The 12540-nt window shown below is 49.4% G+C and carries 10 protein-coding genes; 5 read left to right on the top strand and 5 right to left on the bottom strand.

All coding sequences use genetic code 11. The features are described from left to right. The first annotated feature begins 94 nt into the window (after window positions 1-94). The gene (locus D1627_RS11945; RefSeq protein ID WP_119432457.1) at window positions 95-1663 is read left to right on the top strand and encodes a serine hydrolase; all 1569 of its coding nucleotides are present in this window, start codon (window positions 95-97) and stop codon (window positions 1661-1663) included. 323 nt (window positions 1664-1986) lie between these two features. Here the strand turns inward: D1627_RS11945 and D1627_RS11940 are convergent, their stop codons facing one another. From D1627_RS11940 to ettA, 3 genes are all read right to left on the bottom strand, one after another. Beyond that, window positions 1987-3024 (bottom strand): GNAT family N-acetyltransferase, encoded by a 1038-nt coding sequence (locus tag D1627_RS11940; RefSeq protein WP_147383286.1) that lies wholly within the window; start codon window positions 3022-3024, stop codon window positions 1987-1989. Beyond that, window positions 2987-3979 (bottom strand): GNAT family N-acetyltransferase, encoded by a 993-nt coding sequence (locus D1627_RS11935; RefSeq protein WP_119432455.1) that lies wholly within the window; start codon window positions 3977-3979, stop codon window positions 2987-2989. Before D1627_RS11935 ends, D1627_RS11940 begins: the two co-directional genes overlap by 38 nt. 175 nt (window positions 3980-4154) lie before the next feature. Further along, window positions 4155-5825, bottom strand: a complete 1671-nt coding sequence (ettA, locus tag D1627_RS11930) for an energy-dependent translational throttle protein EttA (protein WP_119432454.1) — start codon at window positions 5823-5825, stop codon at window positions 4155-4157. 331 nt (window positions 5826-6156) lie between these two features. On the opposite strand from ettA, the gene D1627_RS11925 reads away from it, so the two are divergent. The 3 genes from D1627_RS11925 to D1627_RS11915 all read left to right on the top strand — a co-directional run bounded on the left by D1627_RS11925 (window position 6157) and on the right by D1627_RS11915 (window position 8803). Then, window positions 6157-7470, top strand: coding sequence for a DUF349 domain-containing protein (locus D1627_RS11925; RefSeq protein WP_119432453.1), 1314 nt, complete (start codon window positions 6157-6159; stop codon window positions 7468-7470). Window positions 7471-7759: 289 nt separating this feature from the next. Continuing rightward, complete coding sequence (locus tag D1627_RS11920; RefSeq protein WP_025608825.1) at window positions 7760-7981, top strand: DUF2795 domain-containing protein; 222 nt, start codon at window positions 7760-7762, stop codon at window positions 7979-7981. Window positions 7982-8077: 96 nt separating this feature from the next. Then, complete coding sequence (locus tag D1627_RS11915) at window positions 8078-8803, top strand: ABC transporter ATP-binding protein (protein WP_119432452.1); 726 nt, start codon at window positions 8078-8080, stop codon at window positions 8801-8803. Window positions 8804-9192: 389 nt separating this feature from the next. Here D1627_RS11915 and D1627_RS11910 read toward each other — a convergent pair whose 3' ends face one another. Both D1627_RS11910 and queA read right to left on the bottom strand, forming a co-directional pair. Further along, a complete protein-coding gene (locus D1627_RS11910) occupies window positions 9193-9873 on the bottom strand; it encodes a 2-C-methyl-D-erythritol 4-phosphate cytidylyltransferase (protein WP_119432451.1) in 681 nt (226 codons plus the stop codon). 170 nt (window positions 9874-10043) lie between these two features. Further along, entirely contained in the window at window positions 10044-11090 is a 1047-nt protein-coding gene (gene queA, locus D1627_RS11905; RefSeq protein ID WP_119432450.1) for a tRNA preQ1(34) S-adenosylmethionine ribosyltransferase-isomerase QueA, read from the bottom strand. A gap of 201 nt (window positions 11091-11291) precedes the next feature. Between queA and D1627_RS11900 the strand changes: the two genes are divergently transcribed. Then, complete coding sequence (locus D1627_RS11900) at window positions 11292-12539, top strand: ABC transporter permease (protein WP_119432449.1); 1248 nt, start codon at window positions 11292-11294, stop codon at window positions 12537-12539. Window position 12540 lies beyond the last annotated feature (1 nt).

The raw sequence follows: 12540 nt of genomic DNA, 5'->3' as shown, positions 1-12540 counted from the left end.
AGCGCAATTTTATACTTGCCTGCCCCTTTGCGCTGTTTCGCTATCGTTCTAAATATAAGTATATTGCTGCATCGTACAATTTCTATACTTCTACATGATACATGCCTATACTTTCCGGCAGCTCCGGTTGGCCCTGCTGCTGCTAGCCCTGCTCGTGCTGCCACAGGCCTGGGCCCAGCAAGGCAACGCTGCCACTTTAAATACCCTGGATGCCTACTATCAAAAAGCCCTGAAAGCCTGGGACGTGCCGGGAATGGCCATCGCCATCGTCCGCAACGACTCGGTTATTTTCTCGAGAGGCTACGGCGTTCTAAACAGCAAAACCGGCGGCCAGGTTGACGGGAACACGCTGTTCGGCATCGCCTCCAATACAAAAGCCTACACTGCCGCCGCGCTGGCCACGCTGGTAGACCAGGGCAAGATCCGCTGGAAAGACAAGGTGAAGGATTACGTACCATACCTGCAGCTGTACAGCCCCTATGTAACCGAAAACCTGACGATAGAAGACCTGCTGAGCCACCGTGTCGGCTTTAAAACCTTTAGCGGCGATTTGCTCTGGTACAACACCACGTACAGCCGCCCAGAAATTATCAAGCGCATGCGCTACCTGGAGCCTGTGTATGACTTCCGCGACGGATATGGTTACTCTAACCTGATGTTTATCACGGCAGGCGAAGTGATAGAGCAGGTAACTGGCAAAAGCTGGGAAGCATACATTAAGGAAACGTTTCTGCAACCGCTGGGCATGAGCCGCACTTATACTTCCGTAAACGACCTGAGAGGCGTTCAGAACGTCGCCTCGCCGCACGGCTTTGATGCCAACGGCAAGCCTTCTGCCACAACCCTCACGGCCTGGGATAGCTGGAACCCCGCCGCCGGTATTTTCACAAGTGTTAACCAGAATGCCCAGTGGCTGCGCCTGCAGCTGAACCGCGGCACCTTCCAGGGCAAAGAGATTTTTAGCGAGGAATCCAGCCGCAACATGTGGCAGGCCCACAACCCTATTCCGGTATCGAAGCAGGCAGAGGAAGCTGTGCCTTCCACGCATTTTGTGGCTGCGGGGCTGGGCTGGTTTGTGAGTGATTATGAAGGGCGCAAATTGGTTTACCACGGCGGCGGCCACGAGGGCATGAACAGCCGAACCGTGCTGGTGCCCGAAGAAAATATCGGCATCGTGATCCTGACCAACAGCATGAGCAGCATCATGACGCCGCTTGCAAACTATACTATCGACCAGCTGCTGCACGTAGCCAACAGCCGCGACTGGAGCCAAGAGTACCTGGACCGCGCCGCTAAAGCAAAAAAAGCCGCCGAAGAGGCAGCTGCTAAAGCACCGAAGGAGAAAAAACGCAAAGAGAAAATCACACGGGAGCTAGCCGCTTACGCCGGAACATACCGCAGCCAGCTGTACGGCGATGCCACCATAACACTCAAGAACGGGCAATTGCACCTGCAACTGGAGCCCGCACCAGCGCTCAGCGGCACACTCAACTTCTGGAAGCAGGACATCTTTAACCTGGACTGGAAAAATGACTTCGCCCTGCTGCACCCGACCAATGTGCGCTTCTTACCCGGCCCGGACGGAAGCATCACGCAAATGCGCCTCGACTCCGACAATCCGGATTTCCACTTTGATGAGCTGGAATTTGTTAAAGTAAAGTAACTGCTATACTTGTTTCCCTGTTAACCTACAATCAAAAGGTTTGCAGGGAAACAGTTACAAACCGGCTGCCACTGCAGCAATGGCGCTTACTACAGCAAAGTAACCAGCAATGATCCAATAAGCCATCGCATCGCTGTTTTGGTAAACCTTTTTCATGATCAACAATCTTTGAGGTAGAACATACATTGAAATAAGCCAAATATTTTAGCTTATAGTAAAACATACGTCACATTAAGAAATATGTTGATTATCCTTTATATTTTTGAACTTTGTAAGATTAACGATATATAAGTATGCTCTACTGCTTAATCAGAAGGCAGGCACTACTTGTACTTTGTTTTATTATTTAAACTATAGGTTAAAATTTTTTGCCGGGCTTGCTTTAGCAATCGGATAGGTAGCGGCAACCGATTATAACGCCACTCATAGAAAGGGATAGCCTCTGAGCCAAAGCTTTTGTAGAACCCAGCAATGCTCTCTATCATTGGGCTCTCGAAGTCTAAAACCATACTTGTTTCAGCGTTGCGCTGGATAACGTTGTCGAGGATGAGTGTACGGGCGTTAAGCTGCCGGCCTTTAGCATCGGCAGCGTTAAAAAGGTATATAATGTGGCCCCCATAGTATACAAACAAGCCGCCAGCTAGGATGTTGCCGGTTTCGGTGGTCGCATACATCAGCTGCGCTATCCCCTTTTCTAGACAGGCCGTGAATAGCCGGCGCAGCATGATATAGGCCTGCTCAGCTACGCCCCCGTATACTTTGTGCGCAATGTTCTCTCTGAAAAGCGAGATAAGCGGCTCTATATCTTGGCTATTGATCAGTTTCAGGTTTGCGCGGCGGGCCTTGTTCAGGTTGTATTTTCTATCGCGGGTATAGCCTTGCCATATCTGTGGGTAAGGGAGTTGCAAGCTTAGGTGATGGGTGTAAAGTTTGCCCCAATCCTGGCCGCCGCTAATCTGGTTTAAAACTAGGGTATTGTCTGTAGAAAAAGCATAGCCTGCAGTATACCCGAATTTAGCTTGGATGAGTTCTAAGAAAGTGCCAAGTTGGGAGTCAGAGAGCGTGCAGGTTGTATATAGCCCAAGCTGCTGACAGAACAAGGGTTGCTGCAAGTATGAAATACCATACTTCTTACGCACTGGCAGCGGCATTACTGCCACGTATTCTCCTGTCTCACCCTTCATCACCAGAGCCTGCCAGCCCGGAGATACTATATCCAAGTACCACGACAAGGCATATACCTGCCGCTGCGCCAAGTTATGTACACAAACATCCCAAGCGGTTTTATCTATTTGGTTATGATGGAGCAGATGGGGCACAGCGTTATACTTCTTCCGCAACGCCTGACGCGAACAGGGCACGGTATACTTTCATCCGGATAGCCCGGACAACCTTTACATAGAACGGCAGCGCATTATGCCGCAGCGCGAAGTACTTAACTTTATGCGCCCCGAAGCTGGCATAGAAATGGTCAATCTGCTCGATCATGGGGCTCTCAAAATCCAAAGTATAACCGGTGCCTGCATACTGCCTGATGATCTCGTCCAGTACCAGCGTGCGCCCGTTGGTTACACGCCCCTCACTGTCTGCGGAGTTAAAGGCATAGCTGATTACGCCATTATACTTTATGAACAGGCACCCAGCGTTTACCTCGCCGCCTGCCGTAGTATAAATGAGTTGGGCAACGCCTTTCTCCTGCATCACTTTAAATAGCTCCCGCAGCATCTGGTAGGTGCTCTCAGCCACGCCGCCTACCACCTTATGCTCTATATGGATTTTGAAATGCTGGATAAGCGGTTCTATATCGTCGCTCTCAAACATGCTCAGGTTGGCACGCTGCGCCCGCTTCAGGTTCATTTTGCGGTCGCGGGTATAGCTTTTATAGAGCGCCTGATAAGGTTTATCAAGTATAAGGTAGCGGGTATAGCGGCCTATTAACTCATACTTGCCCTGCAGCGTTTCGAGCGTGGAGGTATCGCTCATGTTGAAGCGATAGTTATGTATGAACCGGAAGCGCTTTACGGCTAGCTCCAGCATTTCCTTACGGATGCCGCTACTGCTTTGGGCAGTGGTAAAAACGCCAAGCTGGTGCGTATGGTAAGGCTGCGACAGATACGGAAAGCTCATTTTTGTGATGCCTGGCAGCGGCATTACCGTCACATAAGCACCACCAAGTTCCTCTACCAAACCCTGCCAGGCCGGGGCCACCACATCCAGAAACCACGACAGAGCATACACCATGTTATCAGCGGATGCCATGATGCAGGCATCCCACTTGGCTTTATCCAGCTGTTCGTGTTTTAGGTATGTGATCATGGGTAATGGGCAAAGTCTTAGGCAAGCGAAGGCCTTGCCATCAAATTTAACTGATTTTCTAACAAGCCATACTATTCTGGACCTATCGGCATGAAAAAGGCCGCTGCAAAACGCAACGGCCCTCTCTGTATTTATACTTGTGCTAAAGATGAGTTATACTTTAGGCAGCTCAGCTTTATACTAGCTTCTTATAGCGGATACGCTTCGGCTCTGTGTCGCCCATGCGCTTCTTCTTATTCTCCTCGTACTCTGTGTAGTTACCCTCGAACCAGTACACCTGCGAGTCGCCCTCGAAAGCCAGAATGTGCGTACAGATGCGGTCCAGGAACCAACGGTCGTGAGAGATAATCACGGCGCAGCCGGCAAAATTCTCCAAAGCATCTTCCAGCGCCCGGATCGCGTTTACGTCCAGGTCGTTGGTCGGCTCATCGAGCAGCAGTAGGTTACCGCCTTCTTTCAGCGTCATGGCCAGGTGCACGCGGTTACGCTCTCCACCCGACAGCTTTTCTACCTTCTTCTCCTGGTCGCCGCCCGAGAAGTTGAACTTACTCACATAAGCGCGGGATACCACTTGGCGGCCAGCCATCATCATGTGCTCTGTGCCACCCGAGATCACCTCAAACACCGATTTGGTCGGGTCTAGTTGCGCGTGCTCCTGGTCTACGTAAGAAATCTGCACAGTGGAGCCCACAGTAAAGTCGCCAGCGTCTGGTTTCTCTTGGCCAGTAATCAATTTAAACAGCGTGGTTTTACCAGCGCCGTTCGGCCCAATGATACCAACAATACCACCCTGAGGCAATGCAAAGTTAAGGTCTTCGAAAAGCAGCTTATCGCCGTATGCCTTACTTACATGGTTCACCTCGATTACCTGCGAGCCAAGGCGCGGGCCATCCGGGATAAACAGCTCCAGTTTCTCTTCTTTCTGAGAAGCTTCCTCTCCGGCTAGTTTGTCGTACTGGCTAAGGCGCGCCTTCGATTTGGCGTGGCGTGCTTTCGGGGCCATTTTAACCCACTCCAGCTCGCGCTGCAGGGTTTTCTGGCGCTTGCTTTCGGTTTTCTCCTCTTGGGCCAGGCGGCTTGCCTTTTGATCCAGCCAGCTGCTGTAGTTACCTTTCCACGGAATGCCTTCGCCACGGTCCAGCTCCAAAATCCAGCCAGCTACGTTGTCCAGGAAGTAGCGGTCGTGAGTTACGGCGATTACCGTGCCTTTGTACTGCTTCAGGTGCTGCTCCAGCCAGTCCACCGATTCTGCGTCCAAGTGGTTGGTAGGCTCATCCAGCAATAGCACGTCTGGCTCCTGCAGCAGCAAGCGGCACAGGGCTACGCGGCGCTTCTCGCCACCCGATAGGTTCTCTATTTTGGCATCCTCTGGCGGGGTACGCAGGGCATCCATGGCGCGCTCCAGACGGTTATCCAGTTCCCAGGCGTTCAGTTGGTCCAGGCGCTCCTGCACCTCACCCTGGCGCTCGATGAGCTTGTTCATCTCATCGTCGGTCATCTCCTCGCCAAACTTCATGTTGATCTCGTCGAACTCCTTCAACAGACCAACTACCTCGCTCACGCCTTCCTCAACTACTTCACGCACAGTCTTGGTCGGGTCTAGTTGCGGCTCCTGCTCCAGGTAGCCCACCGTGTAACCCGGCGACCAAACTACCTCACCCTGAAACTCTTTATCAACGCCAGCAATGATCTTTAGCAAGCTGGATTTACCCGAGCCGTTCAGGCCGAGTACGCCAATCTTAGCTCCGTAGAAAAAAGACAGATAAATATTTTTAAGTACTTGTTTCTGTGGTGGGTAAATCTTACTTACCCCAGCCATTGAGAAAATAATGGTTTCGTTGCTCATGCTATAACTTATAGTGTTCTGCTAATATATTTCTAACAAAGCTGCAGCCTGTTGTGTGCCCGTTGGCAGTTGCCCTGGCCATATACCTGGCTGTATGCTTATTATTTCCCAGAGAATTACAAATATCGTAAAAATTCATGTGTTTGCACTTCACAAAAGTGCGCCGAAATCATTAAACTTGTAAAAAACTGATGGATAAGGGCTGCACTTACTGAATTTAGCACCAAGCTGTGGCGAACGCTACTAGAATGCCTGCGTATGCTAAATCTAGTTTATTCCTGGTATATCCTTACCCAACTATTACTTACGACGCTTAACACGATCCAGTAAAATGGAAAACAACAACCTATTGGAAGAAGCCAAGAAATATGGTTTCATTCAGGACCAGCAAGTATGGCTTAAGCCCTTTATGAACTACCCGGCCAGACAGGTGGGTGAGGTGAAGGAATCGGAAGATGACTCGCTGGTATACTTTGCCAAGCGTTTCGGTATGTTCCAGGAAAAGGTGAATGGCCTGCTGGAACGCATCGCAACCTCAGAGAACAAAGGCTCTTTCCTGATGAAGGTGCTGCACATGAAAGAGCAAGTGGGCAGCTACGACGCTCTTGGTGATTTTGAGCAGATTTTCCATGCCCTTAGCAAGGCCGAGGAAGAGATCAACGGCACCATCCAGCAGAACCGAGAAAAGAACCTCACCATTAAGATTAGCCTGATACAAGAGGCTGAGGCACATAGCGAAAGCATTGAGTGGAAAGAGGCAACTGAAAAGCTGAAAGACCTGCGCACCGCCTGGATCAAAACCGGCCCTGTAGAAAAAGAACTCACCGACGAGATTGAAGAGCGCTTTAAAAACGCTGTGGAGAATTTCTTTGAGCGTAAGAAGAACTTCTTCGAGGACAAAAAACGTATGCAGAACCGTGCGTACGAGCGTTACAGAGAGCTGATCAACCAGTCTTACGCCATCATGAACTCGGAGGAGTGGGAGGAAACTACCGCTAAGCTGAAGCAACTGCAAAACCAGTGGAAAGAGGTGGACGGCACGCTGCCACGCAAAACCATGACCAACCTCTGGAACAGCTTCCGCAAGGCCCACAACCACTTTTTTGAGCGCCTGAAACGCAAAATACAGAAAGAGAAAAACGCATCCAGGGAGCAGTTCTATGAGCAGAACTACGAGCGCAAGCAAGAGCTAGCCGCAGAGGCCGAGCGCCTGCTACAGGACCAGAGCCTGAACGATGCCGTGAAGCGCGCCAAAGAACTGCAGGCCGAGTGGAAAAAAGTTGGCCCGGTTCGCCCAGAGGTGTCTGACGCGGTTTGGGAGCGCTTCATTAAAGCCTGTGACCGCGTGTTTGAAATGAGCAGCCTGGAGCACTACATCCGCAAGCGCCAGCAGGCAAGCAACGAAACCTTCTCGGAGACAGATGGCCTGCAGGCCCGCATCAACGCCCTTAAAGACTTTATCAAATCGGACAGGAGCGAGCTGGAAGTGCTGGAAACAAACCTCGACAAGTTGAACGACTCGCCGAGCAACGATGCGTTTCGTAACATGCTTAAAGGCAAGATTCGTAACTTCAACCGCAAGATTGGCACCAAGACTGCGCTTATCGAGATGTTTCAGAGCCAGTTAAGCGCTATTTCGCGTTAACAGCCTAACTCTTTTAGCATATCACTTTCAAAAGCGCCTGTTGCCTTTGCAGCAGGCGCTTTTTAGGTTTTAAGTATAGCTTATTACCATACTTACACCTAATGTTATACCTGCAAAAGAATCGTTTAAATTTGTAGGGTCCGTTTTGAACATTTGTGTTTTATTTGCGTTGTGTTGTTAAAAACGGACAAAAAAGCAATTAATATTCTGCAAAAATTTTAGTTGTTATTTTTATTTATACTTTTGCAAACTATTTTATATTAGCCAATAAGTTAAAGGAGAAAATACTATGTACTGGACACTTGAATTAGCTTCATACCTGGAGGACGCACCCTGGCCAGCAACTAAAGATGAGCTGATCGACTTTTCTATCCGCTCAGGAGCGCCAATGGAAGTGGTTGAAAACCTGCAAGCACTGGAAGACGACGGACAGCCATACGAGAACATCGAGGAGATCTGGCCTGACTATCCGACCAAAGAGGACTTCATGTTCAACGAGGACGAGTACTAAAAAATTAGAAATTGAGAATTAGATATTAAAAATTGCTCCTGGATACATTCACTCCATTTTTAATTTTTCAATTTCTAATTTTTAATTGATCTGATCTTGATCGTTGAAGCAAAAAACTTGGTTGCGGGTTATGGCCAAAGGGTCCTGATTCGCAACCTTTCGTTTTCTATCCCCTCCCCTGCCTTTGTTGCCATTGTTGGCCATAACGGCGCTGGGAAAACTACATTCTTCCGTGCCTTTCAGGGCAAGATTTCCTACCAAGGGCAGCTGCTGGTGCAAAACCACGACCTGCGCCACCTCCCCGATGCGCCTGCCAAAGGCCTTGTAGCCTACCTGCCACAAAAAAATGTAATCAACTTCCCGATTAAGGTGCACGACCTGGTGGTGATGGGCCTGTTCCGCAAGAAGCGATTTTTCGAGAATTATTCTGCGGAGGATTACATGTTGGCAGCCCATACTTTAGAGCAATTGCAACTCTTACACCTCATCGACCACGACTTCACGACGCTCTCTGGAGGCGAGCAGCAGCTTGTCTGGCTGGCACAGCTAATGCTGCAGGATGCTTCTATTAACCTCCTAGACGAGCCAACGCAGCAACTGGATGTATATTATAAAAACCAGGTGTTTGCCCTACTACAGGATTGGGTAACCCAGCAACAGAAAACCGTGCTGTGCATTACACATGATCTGTACAACCTTATCCCTTTGCAAGGCTACCTGCTAAACCTCTCCAAACCGGAGCCTATTCTGGAGAAAATCTCCCGCGAAACAGTGCTAGAGAACCAGGCCTTTCTGGAGTCTGGCCGGCAGCCAGTTGTATAGCTTTCTAACCACCCTTACCCCCTCCTTGCCTAAGGCGGGGAATTGTGTTATTACTTCAGCTTAGGGGGCGATGTTCAAGCATCCGTTACACTTTCCTTACACAAGATTTATTTAACACTGCAATTACCTCTTTTAACCTTACAAAAAGAGACTATAGCTAGCAGGCAGTTAAATTGGCAAGTATAAGTTCCCCTCCTTAGACAAGGAGGGGCTAGGGGTGGTTGGATTAAGATACTATACTTACCTGCTACCGTGCATCATCAGTCTTACAGACCCATTGTTTCATTTCTGGTTTTGGCTCCCTCAAGGCTAGGAGGCATTAACCGCCCACAATTTTATACCCTTTCCTTCAGAGTAATGGGGAAAGAATTCATCTCTAATCAGAGGGGCTAGGGCTGGCTTCCAGCAAAAGCCTCGGCAAGTATAAGGTCTTCGGGCGTGGTTATTTTGATGTTCCGGTAGCTGCCTTCTACCAGGGTTATGGCTTCGCCTATACTTTCTACAACTGATGCGTCATCGGTAAAGTGCTCTTGCTCTGGCTGCTCATAGGCTTTGCGCAGTATACTTGCCCGAAAGCACTGAGGTGTTTGCACTAATTTATACTTTGCTCGCGGCACAGCACGGCTGCCATCATCTGTCAGCTCCCGGATAGAGTCTTTCGGCGAGACGGCTACCACTGCGCTGCCATCCTTTTCAGCAGCCTCAAATGCAGCTTCAATAGTCTTTACTTCTACAAACGGGCGCACGCCATCATGCACTGCCACAAGCGCCTCCCCAAACACTGTATCCAGGCCATTCTTCACAGAACCGAAGCGGGTGTCTCCGCCCGGCACCGTCATGTGGAACAGCTTGAACTGATGTTTCTGGCAGAGCTTGCGCCAGGCATCCAGTTGCTGCTGGGGCAGTACCACCACTATCCTGATCTGGGGGTTATACTTGTAAAACTGCTCGATGGTGTGCATCAGGATGGGTTTGCCAGCCACCTCTAAAAACTGCTTGGGGATAGCTGCCTGCATGCGGCTTCCTGAGCCTCCTGCCACTATAATTGCATATTTCGGTAATTTCGCCATGGCAGCAAAGTTAGAAAGTTAGCAGTTTAAAAAGTTAGAAAATCTGGAGTTATGGCAATACAGCATAGAGATGCAATACTCTAAAATACAGCAAGCCCTTCCCCCTGCTAAAAGCAAAAACCCTGGCTTTTTAGGCCAGGGTTTTAAGTATCTTAATCTCTAGGACGCACTTACAGAATCAGCATTACATCACCGTAGCTGAAGAAGCGGTAGTTTTCTTTAACAGCCTCTTCGTATGCTTTCATCACTAGCTCGTAGCCACCAAAAGCAGCAGCCATCATAAGCAGGGTGCTCTCTGGCATATGAAAGTTGGTAAGCAGGCAGTTTGCGATCTTAAACTCGTACGGAGGGAAGATAAAACGGTCTGTCCAGCCCTCGTTTGCCTTTAGGCGGCTGTTAGCCGACACCGATGACTCTAAAGCACGCATAGTAGTAGTACCAATGGCACACACACGCTTTTTGCTATCCAGGGCCTTGTTTACGCGCTCCGCTGTGGTGCCGGGAACCATAAAGTTCTCAGAGTCCATTTTATGCTTGGTCAGGTCTTCCACATCCACCGGGCGGAAAGTACCCAGGCCAACGTGCAGCGTAACCGGCTCTACATCCACACCTTTAATTTCAAGGCGCTTCATAACCTCTTTGGTAAAGTGCAGTCCAGCGGTTGGGGCAGCCACTGCACCTACGTTTTTGGCATACACAGTCTGGTAACGCTCACGGTCTTCCGGCTCAGCCTCGCGCTTGATATACTTTGGAAGCGGCGTTTCGCCCAGGTCGTTAATGGTTTTGTAAAACTCCTCATCGGTGCCATCAAACAAAAACTTAATGGTACGGCCACGGGAGGTAGTATTGTCGATTACCTCAGCTACCAGGTCGCTGTCGCCGAAGTATAGCTTGTTACCCACACGGATTTTACGGGCCGGGTCAACCAGTACATCCCACAGGTGAATGTCTTTGTTCAGCTCGCGAAGCAGGAAAACCTCAATTTTGGCTCCTGTCTTCTCCTTATTGCCATACAGGCGCGCCGGGAATACTTTTGTGTCATTCACCACCATCACATCGCCATCCTCGAAATATTCCAGGATGTCTTTGAATACGCGGTGCTCGATCTTTCCTGTGTCGCGGTGCACTACCATCATGCGAGACTCATCGCGGTTCTCGGCAGGGTAAGGAGCAAGAAAGCTTTCAGGGAGATCAAATTTAAATTCGGATAACTTCATATATCAAATATTACGGTATTTGGTTTCCAACTAGTATAGGGCACCTTCGGTTACAGAACAGCCGAATACCCTTGCGGGGTTCATAAGCAACCGCTACTAAAAAACAAAAAATCAAGCCGCAAATTTACTCAGTTTGAGCGAAATATTCTTACTTTTAAGAAAATTACTTCGATCTGTTTAACCTGATATAAGAACATAACTATGATATACCTGCGTTTGGTAGCTGAAAGCTTCCGGTTTGCCTGGCAGGCTCTACGTGCCAACCTGTTGCGCACCATCCTGTCGTTGCTGGGGGTCACCATCGGTATCTTCGCAATTATCTCTGTGTTTACGCTGGTAGACTCTCTGGAGCGGAACGTGCGCGATAGCATGAGCTTTATCGGCGATAAGGTAATCTATGTGCAAAAGTGGCCTTGGTCTACTGGTGGCAACTACCCATGGTGGAAGTATTTTCAGCGGCCAGAACCCACGGAGCGCGAGTTTAAGCAGTTAGAGCGCTACATTACCAACAGTAACGGCATAGCCATATTTGCAAGTAAGGGCGGCAATACCTTTAAGCAGAGCAACAACAGCTACTCCAACGGCAACCTGATGGGTGTATCTTATGACTACCCCAAGGTAAGCGAGGTACCGGTGATAGAAGGGCGCTACTTTACGCCGCAGGAGGCAAATGCGGCACGCAACGTTATGATCATCGGCGACGAAGTGGCCTCTACTCTCTTCCCGTATGGCAGCCCCGTTGGCCGGGATCTTAAAGTGGCAGGTCACAAGTTTAAAGTGGTTGGTGTAATTGAGAAGCAGGGCGAGAATATGTTCGGAATGCCGAACATGGACCAAATGGGCATGATCCCGTATAGCACCTTTTCTAAAATGTATGACGTGGGGCCAAGCGGCATGGGCTCTACCATCGCGCTAAAAGGCCGAGAAGATGACCCTGGCCTGCTGGAACTGGAGTATGAAACAAGAGGAATGATGCGAAACATACGTGGCTTGCGCCCCCGCGACGAGGATAGCTTTGCCATGAACCGCCCTGAAATGATACAGGAGGCTATCGGAGGCTTTTTCCAGGTAGTAGGCCTGGCGGGCTGGGTGATTGGAGGGTTTGCCATACTTGTAGGTGGCTTTGGCATTGCCAACATTATGTTTGTATCGGTAAAGGAGCGTACCAATATTATTGGCATTCAGAAATCATTAGGCGCTAAAAACTATTTCATACTTTTCCAGTTCCTGTTTGAATCTGTGTTTCTAAGCCTGTTAGGTGGCGGCATTGGCATTATGCTGGTGTTCCTGCTTACAATCATCCCGCAGGATTTTATGAAAATCTCCCTCTCTATGGGCAACATCATACTTGGCCTTGGCGTATCGGCCGTGATAGGCATGCTCTCAGGAATTATTCCTGCCGTGATGGCATCAAATTTAGACCCGGTTATTGCAATCCGATCCAAATAGA

The organism is Pontibacter oryzae, from assembly GCF_003576375.1.
Lineage (GTDB): Bacteria > Bacteroidota > Bacteroidia > Cytophagales > Hymenobacteraceae > Pontibacter > Pontibacter oryzae.
This window is presented reverse-complemented; position numbering and strand designations above follow the sequence as displayed.